The following is an 18,039-nucleotide window of genomic DNA, read 5'->3' on the forward strand; positions in this document are numbered from 1 at the left end:
CGCGACGGCCGGCAGCCTCCGCAATACAAACGATAGCACAACTGCCTCGTTGTCCCTGGCAGCGCCTTTTCCCAGGCTCCTCTGCCTTCTCTGCGCCCTCCGTGCCCGTTAGCGGATAGTTTTCCCGATCCTATCGGGCAAACGATAGCATTCAGGTAATGGCAATAACAAAGCCCCAGGAAAAATATGACGTTGACGTGCGCTCTTTTGGCTCATACACTTCCGTGAAACTGCGCTAACGTTAGCATTGGTGAAGTAAAAAGAGACGGCATTCCTCGTGAAACCGCCTTGCGCAGTGCATAAACGTTTGAGAACTGGAAGGAGACACAGCAATGGCTGCCCCCGAACATGACGTGCGATACGAGCGTTCGACGCTCGTGCTGTTGGGCGTGGGTTTTGGACTGGTCGGTTTCGACCGGTGGTTGATGGCGCCCCTGTTCCCGCACATGATGCGCGACCTCAATCTCAACTACTCCCAGCTGGGAAGCCTGATCGGCGTGATTGGCGTTACGTGGGGTCTGTGGGCCATCTTGATGGGCCCGCTGGCAGACCGCGTTGGCCGCAAGAAGATCCTCGTGGCGACGATGGTTACCTTCTCCGCACTTTCGTGCCTGTCGGGCCTCGCGACAGGATTCCTCAGCCTGTTGCTGCTGCGCGGTGCGATGGGTATTGCGGAGGGCACATTTACCCCGGCAAGCATCGCTGCGAACAGCGATGCGTCCCATCCCTCCCGGCGGGGTTTGAATCAGGGACTGCAAATCAGCATGATTCCGCTGATGGGGCTCGGCTTCGCGCCAATCGTTGCGACCCAGTTGCTGCAGTGGGTTCCGAACTGGCACTGGGTATTCGCTTTCTCGGCTATTCCCGGGTTCATTGTGGCATTCCTTATCTGGCGCTGCATCCACGACCGCCTCCCCGCGGTACCTGAGACGCACGGTCACCAGAAGGCCCAACGATGGCTGGACCTGTTCGCCAGTCGAAATGTGATCGTGGCGACGGTCGGTATTCTCTGCGCAATGGGGGGCATCTTCGTCATCGGCGCGATGGTGCCGACCTATCTGGTGAAAGTCATTCAGCTCGACGTTCGCAGTATGGGGTTAGTGGCATCTGCCGTTGGCTTCGGAGGCTTCATAGGCTGCTTCGCCCTGGCCGGTCTCTCGGACTTCATCGGGCGACGTCCGACCGCACTGCTCGGTTTTGTCTGTGCCGCGGCTCTCCTCTCTGCCTTCTCCCGCGTCGGTGCGAACCCATGGCTGCTCTTCGCTCTGCTCTTCGGTGTGGCGCTTTTCGCAATGGGTCTTCTTAGCCTGTTCAGCGGCCCGGTTGCGACCGAGGCGGCTCCGCTTGGCCTTATTGCATCGACGATCGGATTCGTGTCCGGCGTAGGCGAGACGTTCGGTGGCGGCGTCGCGCCTGTTATTGCGGGGTTCGTAGCCCAGAACTACGGGATTGCCCGGACGCTGGATTTCGCTTTCTACAGCCTGCTGCTCGGCGCCGTCGTCAGTTGCTTTCTGGTTGAAACCGCTCCGCGTCGCCGCAAGAGCGGGACAACGCAAGACGCAGCAACGGAACATCCCGGGAGGGCGTCGATCGGCGCCGGCGGGCAAATCAATGCCAGCAGCGACTGACTGGAGAATGATTGGTGCCGGCGTTCCATGAGCTTTGAACTCTGAAGAAAGGTTTGTTCATGAAATATGCTGTAGCGAATGTCTCGTCTGCTGGTTCCATGCCGTTTCCGGTACTGGTGATGGACGGACTGGCATGTGCATTGGCACTGTGGACGGGACGCGGGTTGCGCGGCGTGCAATCGATGGGGGCGCTAATGCAATCCTGGGATGCCAATGCGCCAATCCTGCGGGACATCGCTGACGAGCCTGCCACGCGTGCGCTCATGACGTCAGTGGGCGTACCGCTTTCCACACTGGTTCTTCACGCTCCCGTCGCACCCTCGCAGGTGTACTGCACCATCGCAAACTACCGCGCACAGCTGCTTGAGGCAGCCGCAGACGCGACGAGGCACATGACCGCTCAAGACAGGGAGGACCGCCAGAAGACGACGCTCGATTCTTTCGAAGCCAGGAGGCGCACTGGCGAGCCATATATCGCGATGAAGGGAACGGCGTGCATTGCTGGCGCCAACGAGCCGCTGCGTATCCACGAGGGACTCGCGTCCCTCGACTGGGAAGTCGAACTTGGCGTGGTCGTCGGCTGTCGTCTGAAGAACGTCGACGCGCATGAAGCGCTTAAGGGCGTCGCGGGATACTGCGTCGTGAACGATATCACGTTGCGGGACCGCGTTTTCCGTGCAGACATGCCCAATCTGGGCACTGACTGGATCCAGTCGAAGGCACGCGCTGGATGGTTGCCCACTGGCCCGTTCCTCGTACCTGCCTGGAACATTGAAGACCCGTCGACCCTCAAGCTGCGCCTCAGTCTGAATGGTGAGCAAATGCAGGAGGGTTGCGTCAGTGACATGATTTTTAGTATTGGCGAGCAGCTTGCTTACCTGTCGTCCGTGGTTGGCCTTGAACCGGGTGACCTCGTTTGCACGGGCACACCGGCTGGAATTGGCACCCACTACGCCCGTTACCTGAGGCCCGGAGACGTCATCGAAGCATCCATTGACGGTCTCGGATCACAATTGACCCCTTGCGTTTTTTAATCAAATAGAAAGGTGCCACTGGCACCGACACACCCAGGAGACACCATGAGAAAATTAGTAGTCCAATGTATTGGAACGGCAATTCTGAGCCTTCCATTTCTCGCAGTCGCTCAAGAGCAAGGCCCGTCATCCCCTGATGTGGCTTCGGCACAGGTACAGCCTGCGTCAGCTCCACTTACGAAGGCAGAAGCGCGGGCGAAATCGCGCGCCGAGCGCAAGGAAGCTGCGCGTCAGCGGCGTCAGCTGAAGAACGCAGAGTTGAAGAAACTTCAGGACAACGGGTATGGTCCCCAGGCAAACCCGGAGCAGTATCCAGAAAACCTGACGAATGCCGAACGCAAGACGGCCCCGCAGTCCAGGCCGGCTGCACCAGCGCCGGCATCCGGACAGTAAGGAGCCGGCAATGCTCTGGCAGGTACGCCAGAGCAGATGCCACTTCAACCGGGGCTTCAGAAGGGGCATCGAGGCGCCGCAGCGTCTCACGCCAGGGCGAATACACCGAAGACGGAGGAGAGTATGGATTCGAAGCAGTACACACCGGTTGCGAAAGCGCTGCACTGGACAATGGCCGTCGTGATTATCTGCGCGTGGGCGGTCGGATACTACTCGAGTACATTGCGTCAGCTCCCGAACCTCGAGCATCAAACCATCATGCTGCACAAGTCCATCGCGACAGTCACGATTTTCCTGCTCGCTGCACGGATTCTCTGGCGATTGACGCATCGCCCCCCGGAAACCATCGCCCACCTGTCGTCACTGGAGCGGCGAGCGGCGACAGCCGGTCACCTGATCCTGTATCTATGCATGGTCGCGTTACCCGCGACAGGATGGCTTTGGTCGTCGGCGGCCGGATATCCGGTTCCGGTTGCAGGGCTCTTCTTCCTTCCACCGCTCATGGAGAAAGCACCGGAACTCGCGCCTATCTTCAGGCAGATCCACTTCTGCTTCGCCTACGCGATTGCTTTCCTCGTAGCTGGACACGCCCTGATGGCGCTGAAGCACCATTTTCTAGATGGAAACGAGTCGTTGCAATCGATGCTGCCGCGGTGGGCCGCGCGATGGATCGTGCGAGACAAGGGAACGGGGCGATCACTTACGATGTGACGCCCGCAGAAGTCTGCACTACGCAAAGCGAGACGACGTCGGGGGGAGGGGAGGCTTCAGCGTTGGGAACGCGTGACGTAATCCGGCTCCGGTAGCGCAGCAACTTCATGGTTGAGCACTTGTGCGAGAGAGTGCACCTTTCTGCCTGGCATCACGCCGGGCATTTTTTTGCGAGATCAAGCAGGGTGCGACGATCGATTCGACCACGAATACTGCACGGATCAGAGATTGATTTTAATTCTCGGTAAAAGTTCTCTGGATGATAACGGGAAGTGAGATGAGTATAAGGAAACGAGTGTCGCTTCTTTTCCTGTGTATTGGAATGCTGAGCTTCGCCGTCGCTCTTATTGGCATGTTCGGTATGACTAGCGCCAGCAGGCAGTCAGAGGAGATGTACGAGGAGGTGACGCTTCCCTCCCAGTATCTTGAGGGAAGCTACCGCCTCCAGCTCCTGATGGCGCTCTCGATCATGGAGGCGATGCTGGATTCCAGCGACGCAGACAGACAGCAGAGCACCACCAACGCCGAAGCTTTTCGAAAGGCGTCTGACGAGCGCTTCGCACTCTTCAATAAAGCAACCAAACCACCCGAAACGGTCAGGATCGCCAGTTCCTTCGGGCGCGACAGGGAGAAGTGCGTCGAAGCCCTGTCAAAGGTTATCGGACTGGTGCGCGGGGGAGACTTGCCGACGGCATTTGCGACTATCCAGAGGGAGGTGCGCCCCGCGGGGATGGCCGAGGCAGCAGAAATCGAAAGCCTTGTATCGGCACTTCGCACCGGCGCAGATGTCAGGCATCAGCGAGAACTCGTCGTGCTGGACGTGATGCGCGCGGCAATGACCGCGATTGTGCTGATCGGTGGACTTATTCTTGGCTTATTTGCCTGGAAGACTTTACATTCGTTGAGCACCGGACTTGGCGACATAGAAGCTACGTTGTCAGACGTCAGCAAGACATTGAATCTGAGGCGCCGGGCGATGCAGCGTCGGGAAGACGAAATTGGACGCACCTCGGCTGCATTCAATGCACTTCTGGGCCGCATCGAGGCTGCAATGGAAACGGTCGCAAGCGCGACCGACTCCCTGCGGGCGGCAACGGACGAGATTGTCGCGGGAAATTTTGACCTGTTGTCGCGGACCGACGAACAGGCATCCTCTGTGGAACAGACTTCCGCAAGCATGATCCAGCTCACCGAGACGACAAACCGGAACGCGAAAATGGCACGCGACGCTGCGGATCTGGCAGTCAAGGCGACTGATATGACAAACACGGGTGACCGTGCTGTTCGGGAAATGACAGCAGCGATCGAAAAGATCAGCAACAGCTCAAGCAGGATCGCCAAGATTACAGCAGTGATTGAAGGAATCGCCTTTCAGACTAATATCCTCGCGCTCAATGCGGCCGTCGAAGCGGCCAGAGCGGGCGAACAAGGTCGAGGGTTTGCTGTTGTAGCGAGTGAGGTACGTGTCCTGGCGCAACGGTCGGCAGCAGCGGCGAGAGAGATAAAGGAACTCATCACTGCCTCGATTTCAGCGATTCACGATGGTGCCGGAAAGGCGCTCGAAGTTCGTGACGCGATGCCCCTGGTTATCAGCTCGGTTTCAAGTCTGTCTGACATCGTCCGAGAAATATCCATCGCTTCGGATGAGCAGATGCGCGGAATCGAAGAGATAAATCAGGCGGTTATCCATATCGATCATGCGACCCAGCAGAATGCCACGCTGGCAAGCCAGACAACGCGTGTCGCGCAATCGCTGGAGATGCAATCTTTGGCGCTTAAAGATGCTGTATCGGAGTTCAAGTTCAATTCCCCGAATGAAGTAGTGATTTGAAGACGTAGACATCAGTTGTTCACTGCCGAGCCGACGCATGAAGCACGAGAGCACGCAGAATTCAACAAATTTCGTCGCGCCCAGAACCGTGAAAGATGAGCGTAGTAATCGCAATTTGGCAAAGGAACGTTGCTACCTATGTCCTGCAAGCGTGACCACTCCGGATATAACATATTCATGCCGTGTTGCTCCGCTGCATACGATTTGCATGCGTGCGCTCACGGTCACATCGTTGTGTGAATCGCGCTGTTTGTCGCTCTGGCTGTGAGCAGCTGGAGCGATTTTTTTCTCACCGGCTTGCCCGGGAGGCGAGTTCATTACGCTGCGAAGCGCGATTTGAGCTAGGCCAAAACGAAACAGGTCTCGCTGGATTTAGTCCAGCCCCAACCACGCAGAGCCGTACGAAAGGCACGTGCGAGGCCGAGGTTGTCGATTGATGATATCGCCTGAACCCTGCGACTACGGTTTCAGATCGCGATACGTTTCTGGATCGCCAAGCTGAACGTGAATCCTACTCCCACTAGGGAAGGTCTGCACAACACGCTTTCAGAGCGCTGATCTTTTTCCACGTTGGGCGTATCAGCCGTAAGCGTCTGCTGGCAGGTTGGTCGTCCGGCTTTTGAAGCATGATGACCTTCGTTTTTCGAGACTCACGGCCTGCCCACGCAGCGTTTCACACTTTGTTTAAAGCCCTGCGCGACATCCAGAGGTTGCCCAGCGCAAACAGTGTCGTGATCTGCGCGGTGTTCTTCACCAATCCTCGGTACCGCGTCTTCGTATAGCCAAACTGCTGCTTGAGCACGCGGAAAGGGTGTTCAACCTTGGCGCGCACGCCAGCCTTCAGTCGCTCAATCTGGTTGTATATCGCGTCCAGACGATTGTTCAGGTCCAGTTGTCGACGCTTGCCTGGTCGCATCGCGACATGCCAGCGTACCGGGTTCGCCTGACAGCGCTTTTCAATACCCTGATATCCGGCGTCAGCGTACACATCCTTTTCCTGGCCGTGCAACAGCGCTTGGGCCGCATTGATGTCGTGGACGTTGGCCGCCGTACCAATGACGGTGTGGACCAGACCCGACTCTGCGTCCACGCCGATGTGCGCTTTCATCCCGAAATACCATTGATTTCCCTTCTTCGTCTGGTGCATCTCCGCGTCTCGTTCGCCAGAGCCGTTCTTCGTCGAAGTGGGTGCGCTAATCAAGGTCGCATCGACCGCTGACCCTGCTTTCAACATCAAGCCTTTTTCACTCAGGATCTCATTAACCACCGCGAGCATCTGCGCGGCCAGACCGTGCGTTTCGAGAAGGTGACGGAACCGCAGAATCGTGCTCTCGTCCGGCAAACGCGTCATACCTTCGCCCAGCCCCGCAAACTCACGATACAGTGGCACGTCATAAAGCGCCTCTTCCATCGCCGGGTCTGACAGACCAAACCACTGCTGCATGAAGTGGATCTGCAGCATCGTCGCAACCGGAAACGGCGGCCTTCCAGTCTTACCCTTCGGATAGTGCGGTTCGATTAACGCAATCAACCTCGACCATGGCACCACGCGCCTCATCTCATCGAGAAATTCCCGCTTGCGCGTGCGTTTCGTTGAAAGATCCAGACCAAGACCGAGCTGTGTCATCGACGAACTCCTTGAACTTGCCTATCTTCCAGGATAGGCGAACCAGTCTTCAATGCCAGGACTTTTGCAGACCTTCCCTAGATCTGTTCCGCGCCGGATAGCAGTTTGGACACGGTTGCGGTGTTACGTATAGGAGATTCACTGGTGCTTCAGTTCCCTGTCTCCGACGATCAATGGCTTCTCGTGGGCCATCTGATTCAATCGCAAGTGCGTCGCGGCTGGGGGCGACCGGCTCGTGATCCTCGCACGATTCTCGATGCGATCTTGTGGGTAACTATCAACGGTGAGCGATGGCATCGTCTGCCGCCGGAATTTGGTCCGCCGCAGACGGCCTACATGAAGTGGTTACAATGGAGAAGACAGGGAATCATGGACAAGATCCTGGAGATTCTCGCAGCGGCGGACCATCCGAGCTAGTAAATAGCTTTCGCGCCATCCGACGAGAAGACTGGTTCATAAACGTAAAATAATGCATTTGTAGTTACTTAACATAAAAACAATGATCGCATTTTTAATATGTAATCCTAATTTAGCGACTTGATGCGACTCGGCGACCGAGAGCGTGGCCGCCATGAAGTTGGGCAAAGCGACTTGCGCTATTGGCTGAACCTGGGAGTGGCTAGGCGCCTGGGCCTCGGAGCATTCAGGGTGAGCCAGCGGGCAACGATGTCGGCGTCAGTCAGGTCAGGCGGCAGGACCGGGCCGACGCGCCGGTTTGGTCGGAGTAGCCTTTGTGTGGAGGGAGCGCATGCTGGGGCCTCCTATGCCTAAAGAAGGAACGCCAGTTTGAGCAAGCAGACAGCCATTGCAAGCCCCCGAGAGCACGAAGGGAACTGCAACATTAACGAAGTGCCCCGACCAGAGCTCGAGCGAGGCGGACGCTAGCCAGATGACACCGCGGTGTAGCCTGCCGGGCGACACCAGGAACCTGACGGCCAAGGGCGAGCCCTCGGGTTCGCCGTCGTCCTTCAGATGGAAGACGCTCACCGTAATACGATTGCCCCACGGCAATGGCGAGGTGGAGCCGCTACCGGTAACCGACGAGCCATGCGTCCGGATCGGCGTGAGCCGCTCGCCACTCATCCGCCGCAGCGGCGGCTGATTGACGCAAAAGGAGAGGCTGGTCAGGCGAATCGAGCATATCCCAAACTGGGCCGCATTTGGGTGCTAGCGTTGCCTAGATTATCCGTGGATCATAAGAACACTAGTAAATATGATTTGTCGCATGGGAGAATCGGCGCAACAGCCGGCGCATGCCGCACTAGGTCATCCTTTTGCACAGGAAGCGTTCAACATGCAGCAGTCCGATCACTACAGCCTGCTCGTGGCCCCAACGGCCGGTTTCTGGGATGCCGGGCACGCACTGGTGCAGGCTGACCGCTATATCGAGCACACTGTTGACGTGCTACAGACGAAGTTCTACCCGCTCGACGATACCGTCGCGGCGCGCCTGAAAAGCTTTCCGGCCATCTTCGCATACGAACGGGGCGTGGACGCGCCGGCACGTGTGGGTAACATCATCGCCATCCAGCACAGGCGCAACGCCTTCTTCCTGCGCTACGAATTCGATAACGCGGTGACGCCGATTGCCCCGATGCAGCTGGCAAGCCTTGCGGACGAACTCGACATCGACCTGAAGGCCAACGAGATGGGCCGTACCCACTGGGCGGTGAAGCAGGTCGACCTTTTCGACGTACTTTGCCGCTACGATCTGCTGATCGACTCGCCGAGCGCGGCAGCGCCGCGCACCAAGCCGACCGCAATTTCCGAAAGCATGAGAGGCCTTGAAGCTGCCGTGACTCGGCTTGGGCCGGCAATCAACGGCAGGATCGAACGCGAGGTCGAGAAACGAACTGAACGGGAGGTTCCTGCGCGACCTGCGCCCGATGTGCCAGCAAATGCGTCGCGTCGCGTGTTCATCGTGCATGGCCACAACCTGACGGCGAAATACGAGGTCCAGGCGCTGCTCGGGCGACTCGGCCTTGAAGGTGTCATCCTCGACGAGCAGAGCGGGGGCGGCAGGACCATCATCGACAAATTTGAACACGAAGCGGCGAGGGCAGCGTACGCGGTGGTGCTGCTTACGCCGGACGACCAGGGCGGCTTCGCTTCCGCCAGTCCGGAGCAGTTGAAGCCGCGTGCGCGTCAGAACGTGATCCTTGAACTTGGCTATTTCGCCGCGAAGCTGGGGCGCGGCCATGTCTGTGCGCTGCGTGAGGGCGAGGTCGAGATTCCGTCTGATTACAGCGGTGTGCAGTACGTGGACTACGATGCCCACGGCGCGTGGAAGACGAAGCTTGCGAAAGAGATGCGGGATGCCGGCCTGCCAGTCGACATGAATCACCTTTGAACCGCAGCGATGGCCACCCGCTTCGAACTTGTCATGCTTGCGCTACCGACGGAGCTCGCGCCGGAGTCCGTGCCGGAATCTGTCACTCGCCTGATCGCCGTCTGCTGGCCGGGCATGAGCCGCGCCCAGTTACTTGACCGCGCGCGCCGTCTGGCGTTGCGCGCGTCGCTGCGCCCGATCGCGGGCCTGTCTGCCGACGGTTGCGCGCGCTTCACGCTGCGCCTGACGCTACCCTCTCCAGAACCCTCGGCCGCTGCCGTGATCGAGCTGATCGCCCACGTGCGACGTCTTGCACGCCGGGCCGGGGCGCGTCGCGCGAAGGTGTCGCTGCCGCCGGTGCGGGATGCGCGACAGCTGGGACTTTTCTAATGTCCGGAGGCAAACCATGGGCCGCCCCCGACTGACCTGGACCGATGCGCAGATGCGCGCACTGCTCGCGGCGCTCCCTGTGCTCGAGCGCGACTTCCCGCGGGACAACGGGGCGTTTCTAGATGCGCTGATTGGCGAAGTCCGGCTGCTGACGGGGCGCCTGTACGGGGCGACCGCCTACGACAACCTTCTGCGCACCATCGCGCCGCAGGCTGGCGTCGCGCGTCGACCGAGTTCTGCAACGATCCAGCAGGCGGTTGCGCGCGCGCACGCGCTAAGACCCGTTGCTCACGCAACCGCGAGCGGGCTGGCAGCGGGCCCTGGTGCCGCGACGCCCACAATCAATGTGGACGCGGCATCGTCGGCGCGGAGCGCTCTCGCAGACACCGAGAGACAAGGGCGAAGTGGGGAGGCAGAACTAATGCTCACGCGAGCCGCACTCGGCGATGCGCATGCGCGCATACGGCGGCTCGAGGCGGCATGCGCCGACCTTCAGCGTGAGCTCGGTGCCGCACAAAGCGCTCGCGATATGGCTGGACAGCACGTGCAGACCATGCTCGCCGAGCTGTTCGAGGCGATCGGTGCCGCCGGAGCGGGCGCCAAGGATCTGGCCGACACCGCGCAACGCCTTTCAGCCACCGAGCAGTTCCTGAAGCTTCAGAATGTTGCCGTACGTCAGCAGGCCAATATCGGGGCGGATGCGCTACGTGCGCAGAACGTTGCACTGCGCGAGCGCGTCGACCACTTGCTCATCGAAAACGAGCAGTGCCGGCGGCAACTGGCTGAGAAGCGCACATGTATCCGTCAGCCCCTATGACACAGAACCGAGCTCCGCGCAGATATGGACGGGCGCGAGAAAAATTGGCGGGACGGTGCGATCGGCATCGTGAATTCACGCAGTCGCCGCGCGCCATAGTGGCGGCTATCGTTATAGATTTGAATTGCGAAATGAGCGCAAAGTGATGAACAAGCCCAAGGTTGCACCGCAAGACCCGAAACTACTGGACAAGATCAAGGGCCTAGCCGTCCAGGCCATGTTTTCCGACGACGAACTTCTCGAACAACTGGTGCTTAAAGGCGGTAATGCAATGGCGCTAGTTCACCGGATCAGTGCCCGAGCGTCAGTGGACCTTGACTTCTCTTTGAAGCAGGATTTTGGTGAGGATATCGGGGATGTCGAGGCAAGAATCAAGAAGACACTCCTGGAGACGTTCAGGGCTAGTCAGTTTGAGGTCTTCGACTTCAAGATGGTCGAAAAGCCCAAGGCAATCACCGACGACATGAAGGATTTCTGGGGTGGCTATGCCGTTGAGTTCAAGCTTGTAACAGCTGAAATATACGCCCGTCATTCCGACGAGATCGAGACTTTGCGTAAGTTGGCGATCAATCTGGGGCAAGGTCCCAAGTTTCTGATCGACATCAGCCGTTTCGAGTATGTCGCGGACAAGCAAGATTGGGACTTCGACGGAACGCTGATCTATGTCTACTCGCCGCTGATGATCGTCTGTGAAAAGCTCCGGGCAATCTGCCAGCAGATGCCTGCGTACGGCCCTGTCATTAAGCGGGAGCGCCCCGGAAGCGCACGCCCCAAGGACTTTGTCGACATCCACGTACTCGCGCATTCTTTGGAGATGGATTTGGCAGGGGAAGAGATGCGACGGGTTTTGACCTCCATGTTTGAGGTTAAGAAGGTGCCGCTCTCGCTCATGGGTCTAATTCCTGAGACCTACGACTTCCATCTCACCGGATTTGCGGCTGTGGTCGATACGGTCTCCCCCGATTTTGACCTGAAAGGGTTCGATGTCTATTTCAACTTTGTACTAAAGCTGGTTGACCAATTAAAACCCGTTTGGGACGAATAAGTGCCACTCCTTGACGTAACGGGTTTCGCCCATCTCATGCATAAGATAAAAATCGTGTTCGATCGGAAGGCGTCGGATGAGGTCGATCTGGGTCGACTTATAGCCCGCGCGCTCCAGGTAGTAGCCGATAGCTTGATGATACGGATAGGAGAAATCGAGCTTGCGCAGCGTTGCAACTAGCTTGTTGATGGAGGCACGACCCTTCGCGAGCTCGAACGCTTTTGCAACCTCGAAGATCCCGCCGGCATAGATCGGCCGTACCGCGATGTCGATGAGCGTGCGCTCCAGATTCGTGAGTCTCGCAAGCACCTCTTCGCCACCGTCGTCGGTAACGCGTTCCGTCACGACACCCAGGTGGCCAGTATGCGCTCCGTTTAGTAAGTAAATCTTCTTCCCCGCGTGCTCGACCCAATTGTGGGAAACACGAGGAGCGTGCGTGAACGCTTGGTCGATGTCGTCCTGACTGAGCTTTGGCCGCTCTTGTTGGCTAGCGCTGCCACTGCTGCGTTCGTCCGTAATGTAAATCGTCGTGGGAGACTGTTCTGTCAGCCCATGCGACCGCATGGCCGTATAGTGGCTGAGATAGAGGTTCTTGCGAAGCGACAGCAAAACAGTCAGCAGTGGTACTTCGCCCCAAACATAGGCTTGTTCCGATCGCTGCGGAAATGGGAAGGCAACTTCTTTGAGCTTCGCATGTTGCCGCAGAAATGCGATGAAGTCCGCTGCGGTCGTGCTCTGTGCGAGGCGCCAGAATGCGCGCTGGTCCGCGAGAATCGCCCGGATTTCCTTCAGTTTGAGTACGTGCGACGGAAGCTGGTCGAAATGTTTAACGATGTCAGCTTTGGCGATCTGAATTCTTGTTCGGTTCATTCCGCATACCGAAAAATTGACCCTGCCGGAGAGCTGGCAGCATGCATGCTGCCAGCTCTCCGGCAACCAATCAACTGAAATTAAGGTGCTTAACGCACGACGGGAAACTCAGTGCTATGCAGCGTTAACGCTGCATAGCATAACGTCTCTTTTAAGGAATTTCAAGATGAAAGCGTTACTGGCTGGGGGAAGAGGGCTTGACGATTGCGTAAACATACGTCATGCTACGCGGCATCCATGCCGCGTAGCACCCGCATCGTGTCGTTAATTTCGAGATCTGACGCGATCCCAGCGAGCAATGCAATCCCTCTTTAGGGACTCGTCGACCTTGATAACTAGAGGACGATGTGGCACTTATTCCCGGGCGGTTGCCGGCCACGGTGGCTTTAAGTAGGTAGGTTCTGCGCAGCGTTAACGCTGCGCAGAATATCATAAATAATAGATCCAGTCAAGCCGGGAGCGGCGTGTCTGAGTGCGCAGATCTTGATGGTTGCCAAAATTAGTGCTATGTTGTGCGGCATGCATGCCGCACAACACGTGATTCCTTTGCTCACACCATGATTCCGGAGCTCGCGACGGCAGGAAGCCGACGGCCCGAGACAGCGGTGCGAGATGCTGGCGTCCCCGTTACGAATAAAACGAGATCAAGGCGGGCCTTCGCGTCGACCATGCATTGCAACAACGGGAGAACTGGCTAGCATAAATCGCTCCCGGCGGGTTGACTTATTACGAAAAAGTATGTAGAATCGCTCTACCGGTTGAGAAGGTTTCGGGAAGCTAGGTTCGAGTCCAGTCCGCAGGTCTCCTGGTGGTGGTAGCGCACGTTTTGTTAAGCTGTTTTTCACAGCCGTGACGTTGCAGTTTTTCGCAACGGTGTTTCCGGTTGAGCTTGTAGCAAGTGTCGTATCAAACGTGTTGTCTTACTTTCACATTATGGGAGGATGCACTATGCATCTGCGCGAAATAGCAAGTCTGGTTGAAGGTGTAGTCCACAATGGCAGTGAGGTTTGTTTTACCCTGATTGCGCACCATCACTTGACCGCGGAACAGGTATCCGCACCCGCTTCATGGTAAAAAAGGCTCGATGGATCAGAGCCTTTTTTATTTTTCGTTCAATTTGACATAATTAAGATTATCGCAGTTTTTCGTGTTGCGGCTTTTTTGAAATGTCCGGTTCTGGCTCATTTGAAATGTCCGATTCCTGTCCTGGTTGACGCGCACGCTCGCGTGAGGCGTCGACCAGGGGCGAACCATGAACGGACGTGAGCTGATCACGGCAAGCATGCGCGAACTCGAGCGGGTCAAGGTCATCGAGGCGGTCATTGAAGGCCGCCTGCGGTGTTTTCAGGCGGCTGAGCGGCTGCAGCTCAGCGAGCGGCAGATCAGCCGGCTGTGCCGGCGCTATGAGGCTTGCGGACCGGCTGGACTGGTCTCGGCCAGGCGTGGGCGGCCGAGTAACCGGGAACTGTCCATTGATCTGCGGGCCCGGGCCATGGCGCTGGTGCGGGAACGTTACACCGATTTCGGGCCGACGCTGGCGTGTGAGAAGCTCGCTGAATGCCATGGGATTGCACTGGCCAAGGAGACCGTACGTCGATGGATGCGCGATGCAGGTCTGTGGATTCCGCGGGCGCAGCGCCCGCCGAAGGTCTACCAGCCACGGGCCCGCCGCGCGTGCCTGGGCGAACTCGTCCAGATCGATGGCAGCGATCACCGCTGGTTCGAGGAGCGCGCGCCGGCCTGCACGCTGCTGGTGTACGTGGACGATGCGACGAGCCGCATCATGCACCTGCACTTTACGCAGACCGAATCGACGTTCAGCTATTTCGAGGCGACGCGTGCGTACCTTGAGCGTCACGGCAAGCCGGTGGCGCTGTACAGCGACAAGGCCAGCGTGTTCCGCAGCGTCCGGGCCCCCGAAACGGGCCGCAGCGTGACGCACTTTGGGCGCGCAATGTACGAGCTGAACATCGACACGTTCTGCGCCAACAGCAGTTCGGCCAAGGGCTGCGCTGCATAGTGCACCTCATAGGTCGGTTGAGTTGGTGTTTACGCGGTCGAGCGTCGGCCACGGGTCTTTCCCTGGTGCTGGAATTTCACCGGTGCGTCAGCGCCGGGCGGTTCGAAGAGATACCCTCCCTTGTCGTCGTAGCGCTGCGCTACAAGCAGGCCTGCACGACGCCAGGTCTTGATCGTCGTCGGCATCACATCCAACTGCTCTGCGATCTCGTCCAGGGTGAGCATTCCGCGTGCGCGCAGCCTGTCATGATGACTCGGTAGCTTATGGGATAGTCGAAGCCGCGTGATCATTCTGGAAGTAAACCGCTTGCCCCAGCCGGAGGCGCGCCCCTGACGATTAAGCTGCTCTGCCGTTTCACTCTCGGTGTAATCGTTGAGAAGCCGGTCCATTTCGGCGATGACTGCGCGAGGGGTTTGCCGTAATATCCACGCTGGCTTGGACAGCGGCACATGTAGCGTATGCGTGGCGCCGCCATTAAAGCGGACCTGAACGCAGATGTCTGCACCCTTGAGCAAAGTCACATCAGCAATGAGCAGTCGCGCCATGCGCTTTCGCTCGCGATCAGGTGTGCGCGGATCGTTCCAGAGACGAGGGAAGTCTCTCGCGAGAGTCATGATGCTTGCACGCTGTTTATCGTTAAGTCCTGCGCGATCAGCTTCGCGCTGCTTTTCGTAGTGGTCCTGAGCTTCGGTGAGAGCACGTAGCGCCTGATTCCATTCCGATTCAAGCGAATCCGCGACCAGTCGATTCGCGGGATCCACCTGCATATAGCGGCGCCGCGCCAGATCGGCCTCGTAGCGTGCTCGTTCAAACTCCTGGCGGTGCAGTCGGTCGCGCTCGTCAGAGCGGTTCTCAAGTTCTTCCTGTACTGCAAGCGCGACCTCAAGTGTGACTGGCGTGACAGTTTCCACGAGCAACCTGCCGACGGCCTCGTCAAGCTCTCCACCGCGAACATGCTGGCACACCGGCCGCCCATGTTTGACGCTGTGGCGCTGGCACATGTAGTCCGGTACCCTGCGTGTACCCTGGACGTGATAGCGCACTGTCATCCGCTCACCGCATTTGGCACATATCGCGAGGCCTTGCAACAGCGCCGGCCCCTCACGCGGCGCGCCCTTTTCCCGATCCATGCCCAGTGCGTGGGCATTCTCCCGCAACACCTGAACATTCTGTTCGAACTCTTCCCAGCTTACATAGGCCTCGTGGGCGTCGGGGATCAGCGACACCCATTCCTCAGAGGGCAGCCGGGCGCTGACCTTCTGCCCGTCGGGATGATTGCGATTGCGCGTGCGCCCGAAGCAGTACGCACCTGCGTACCGCGGGTGATGCAGAACCCACAGTACGCGTGAGTGCTCGAGCTCGCTCCACAGCACATCATCTTTGCGTGCTCCGTGGTGGACACGATGCGGGAACAGAAGGCCCTGCTCACGGAAGGCCTTGACAGTTGCTGTGGCCGAACCGGTGCGCCGAAACGTGCGGAAGAGATGCCGGATGCTTTCCTGGATACGTGCGTCGGGATCCAGACGCACGCGCGATTCCGTGTCGTAGACAAAGCCGATGGGCAACCGCATCTCCAGCTCTCCGCGACGTGCCTTATTGAGGATGCCGCCGCGCAGTCGTGCCCGCATGACGTGCAACTCGGCCTCGCTCATCGTGCCCTTCAGGCCGAGCAGCAATCGATCATTGAAGTGCGCGGGATCGTAGACGCCATCCTCGTCGAGGATCAGACAGTCGGCCAGTGCGCAAATCTCCAGTAGCCGATGCCAGTCGGTGGAGTTGCGCGCCAGGCGCGACACCTCGAGCCCCATCACAATCCCGGCGCGGCCCAGGCTTACCTCAGCGACCAGGCGCTGGAACCCCTGGCGATCAACCGAGGACGCGCCAGACAGGCCGAGGTCCGAGTCGATGACGACCACCTGATCAGTTTGCCATCCGAGGGCGATCGCGCGCTGTCGCAGGTTGTACTGGCGCTCGGTGCTCTCGGTATTCTCAAACAGCTGTCGCAACGTAGACTGCCTGACATACAGGTAGGCGTCTCTTTTCAGATGTCGGGCCTGAACTTTCGCGTGCGCCTGATCGGTCATGCCATCACCTCCGCTGTCGCAATTGCCATCGTCGCCACGACGGCGACCAGGTTCTGTTCGAGACTGGCAGGCAGGTTCAGCCCGCCCGGCCGCGCAACCGGTAATGGACTAAACGGAAACGCTTCGGTCACAGACTTCATCCAGACCGCCATGCCTTTGAACATGAACAGCGCACGGCCTCGCATCAGCGTCGGACCGCCTCCGCCTGGCTCGAGAGCCTCCTGCCGCAAGATCTCGTAGCTTCGGCTCAGGGACTGGGTATCGCGCGCCGTTACGGGAGGATTTACCGCAGTTTTTTTTTCAAACGCGCCAGGGCGCGTTCCACGGTGCGTCGATGCACCGCCAGGCCAAACTGCTCCGCAATCAGATCAACCAGTTCCTGCACGTCCGGCTCAGCGTGAGTCGCGCGCGCTTCTTCGATGAAGCGCATCACCTCATCGGTAATCTTGTGAGGTCCGTGCGGCCCCCGCTTGACCGGCAGCAGCCCGGCGAGGCCATCGCGCTCGAAGTCGGCCTGTGCCTTGTAGAAAGTCGGCCGGCTGACTCCGAAGTGTGCGGCGGCATCCGCGACGGTTTGCCCTTCCACGCGCACGCGTCGCAGCATTTCGTATCGGACCTGAACCAGATCCCGGGGATCGAAGAAGTCGCTGCCAACGAAGGCATGATCATCGATGTCCTGAGGGCGCGGATTCACCGTGCCACTCTCTTCGAGAGCAGCGAGTTTGGGGTCGGGCTTTCGTGTGCGGGTCATATGTAATGTAAATTATGCCCATAAACAGACGATGTCAAGGCCATTTTTTTGAATTTCACCAGACACCCCTGTCAAGCACGCGGCGAATTACGAATTTCACCCGGGTCTAAGCGCGCTTGCTTCCGCAAATGGCATAATTTATTTTACATGTATGGCATTATTTGCTTGACGGCTTGCGCCCGCCCGAACGCCTTTTTGGATGTCCGCCAGTTTCTTTGTGCCGCGCAATCAGCATGGTCAATTGCAACAGATCTTCGATGCGGAAATGCGATCGTCCCGCCGAAACCATCTCGAATGCATCGGGCGCCGCGGCGCTCGTCCAGGCTGCCGGCATACGTTTCAGGTCACCCGCGTCGTCGTGGAAGTAGACGCGGTCTTCTCCCCACGTGTTGCGCCGATCCACAAGCGCGAACTCTCGCCCATACAACGGATGGAAGGGATGCGTGATACGGAATAACTGTGTCTCATCGTTCAGATCGCGTGCAGTTGACTGCTTTTGCCAAGGGCCG

The 18,039-nt window shown here is 58.5% G+C and carries 16 protein-coding genes and 1 pseudogene; 11 read left to right on the top strand and 6 right to left on the bottom strand.

What is annotated here, in order from left to right; all coding sequences use genetic code 11:
- Positions 1 to 332 precede the first annotated feature (332 nt).
- The 5 genes from A3CW_RS47855 (at position 333) to A3CW_RS0127930 (ending at position 5,597) form a co-directional block, all read left to right on the top strand.
- Entirely contained in the window at positions 333 to 1,628 is a 1,296-nt protein-coding gene (locus tag A3CW_RS47855) for an MFS transporter (protein ID WP_051481756.1), read from the top strand.
- Between the two features lie 59 nt (positions 1,629 to 1,687).
- Positions 1,688 to 2,662, top strand: a complete 975-nt coding sequence (locus A3CW_RS0127920; protein WP_035514161.1) for a fumarylacetoacetate hydrolase family protein — start codon at positions 1,688 to 1,690, stop codon at positions 2,660 to 2,662.
- A 45-nt stretch (positions 2,663 to 2,707) separates the two neighbouring features.
- Positions 2,708 to 3,055 (top strand): hypothetical protein, encoded by a 348-nt coding sequence (locus tag A3CW_RS52565; RefSeq protein WP_154678057.1) that lies wholly within the window; start codon positions 2,708 to 2,710, stop codon positions 3,053 to 3,055.
- Positions 3,056 to 3,178: 123 nt separating this feature from the next.
- Positions 3,179 to 3,766 (top strand): cytochrome b, encoded by a 588-nt coding sequence (locus A3CW_RS0127925; protein WP_028206499.1) that lies wholly within the window; start codon positions 3,179 to 3,181, stop codon positions 3,764 to 3,766.
- 277 nt (positions 3,767 to 4,043) lie between these two features.
- The gene (locus tag A3CW_RS0127930) at positions 4,044 to 5,597 is read left to right on the top strand and encodes a methyl-accepting chemotaxis protein (RefSeq protein WP_028206500.1); all 1,554 of its coding nucleotides are present in this window, start codon (positions 4,044 to 4,046) and stop codon (positions 5,595 to 5,597) included.
- 673 nt (positions 5,598 to 6,270) lie between these two features.
- Here the strand turns inward: A3CW_RS0127930 and A3CW_RS0127935 are convergent.
- Positions 6,271 to 7,224: an IS5 family transposase gene (locus A3CW_RS0127935; protein ID WP_028206501.1), complete on the bottom strand. Its 954-nt coding sequence runs from the start codon at positions 7,222 to 7,224 to the stop codon at positions 6,271 to 6,273.
- A gap of 105 nt (positions 7,225 to 7,329) precedes the next feature.
- Here A3CW_RS0127935 and A3CW_RS51300 point away from each other — a divergent pair, with 105 nt between their 5' ends.
- The 5 genes from A3CW_RS51300 to A3CW_RS0127955 all read left to right on the top strand — a co-directional run bounded on the left by A3CW_RS51300 (position 7,330) and on the right by A3CW_RS0127955 (position 11,805).
- Positions 7,330 to 7,641: a transposase gene (locus A3CW_RS51300; RefSeq protein ID WP_245623762.1), complete on the top strand. Its 312-nt coding sequence runs from the start codon at positions 7,330 to 7,332 to the stop codon at positions 7,639 to 7,641.
- Positions 7,642 to 8,518: 877 nt separating this feature from the next.
- A complete protein-coding gene (locus A3CW_RS53980; RefSeq protein ID WP_161782957.1) occupies positions 8,519 to 9,574 on the top strand; it encodes a TIR domain-containing protein in 1,056 nt (351 codons plus the stop codon).
- Positions 9,575 to 9,583: 9 nt separating this feature from the next.
- Complete coding sequence (locus A3CW_RS0127945; RefSeq protein ID WP_028206502.1) at positions 9,584 to 9,943, top strand: hypothetical protein; 360 nt, start codon at positions 9,584 to 9,586, stop codon at positions 9,941 to 9,943.
- Positions 9,944 to 9,959: 16 nt separating this feature from the next.
- The gene (locus A3CW_RS0127950; RefSeq protein ID WP_028206503.1) at positions 9,960 to 10,760 is read left to right on the top strand and encodes a hypothetical protein; all 801 of its coding nucleotides are present in this window, start codon (positions 9,960 to 9,962) and stop codon (positions 10,758 to 10,760) included.
- Positions 10,761 to 10,905: 145 nt separating this feature from the next.
- Positions 10,906 to 11,805, top strand: a complete 900-nt coding sequence (locus A3CW_RS0127955; RefSeq protein WP_051481759.1) for a nucleotidyl transferase AbiEii/AbiGii toxin family protein — start codon at positions 10,906 to 10,908, stop codon at positions 11,803 to 11,805.
- On the opposite strand, the gene A3CW_RS0127960 is transcribed toward A3CW_RS0127955, so the two are convergent.
- Positions 11,782 to 12,675, bottom strand: a complete 894-nt coding sequence (locus A3CW_RS0127960) for a type IV toxin-antitoxin system AbiEi family antitoxin domain-containing protein (RefSeq protein WP_028206505.1) — start codon at positions 12,673 to 12,675, stop codon at positions 11,782 to 11,784. The genes A3CW_RS0127955 and A3CW_RS0127960 overlap by 24 nt on opposite strands.
- 1,252 nt (positions 12,676 to 13,927) lie before the next feature.
- On the opposite strand from A3CW_RS0127960, the pseudogene A3CW_RS0127965 reads away from it, so the two are divergent.
- Positions 13,928 to 14,683, top strand: a pseudogene (locus A3CW_RS0127965) (ISNCY family transposase); the annotation flags it as partial.
- A gap of 41 nt (positions 14,684 to 14,724) precedes the next feature.
- Here A3CW_RS0127965 and A3CW_RS0127970 read toward each other — a convergent pair.
- From A3CW_RS0127970 to A3CW_RS53100, 4 genes are all read right to left on the bottom strand, one after another.
- Entirely contained in the window at positions 14,725 to 16,779 is a 2,055-nt protein-coding gene (locus tag A3CW_RS0127970; protein ID WP_028206507.1) for a recombinase family protein, read from the bottom strand.
- On the bottom strand, positions 16,776 to 16,943 hold the full coding sequence (locus A3CW_RS0127975) for a hypothetical protein (RefSeq protein ID WP_211254090.1): 168 nt from the start codon (positions 16,941 to 16,943) through the stop codon (positions 16,776 to 16,778). Before A3CW_RS0127975 ends, A3CW_RS0127970 begins: the two co-directional genes overlap by 4 nt.
- Positions 16,944 to 17,062: 119 nt before the next feature.
- Complete coding sequence (locus A3CW_RS0127980) at positions 17,063 to 17,473, bottom strand: helix-turn-helix domain-containing protein (RefSeq protein ID WP_245623763.1); 411 nt, start codon at positions 17,471 to 17,473, stop codon at positions 17,063 to 17,065.
- Positions 17,474 to 17,687: 214 nt separating this feature from the next.
- A partial coding sequence (locus tag A3CW_RS53100; protein WP_211254091.1) for a DUF5372 family protein occupies positions 17,688 to 18,039 on the bottom strand: 352 nt, incomplete at its 5' end.

It is taken from the genome of Paraburkholderia nodosa DSM 21604, assembly GCF_000519185.1.
In the GTDB taxonomy this organism is placed as follows: domain Bacteria; phylum Pseudomonadota; class Gammaproteobacteria; order Burkholderiales; family Burkholderiaceae; genus Paraburkholderia; species Paraburkholderia nodosa.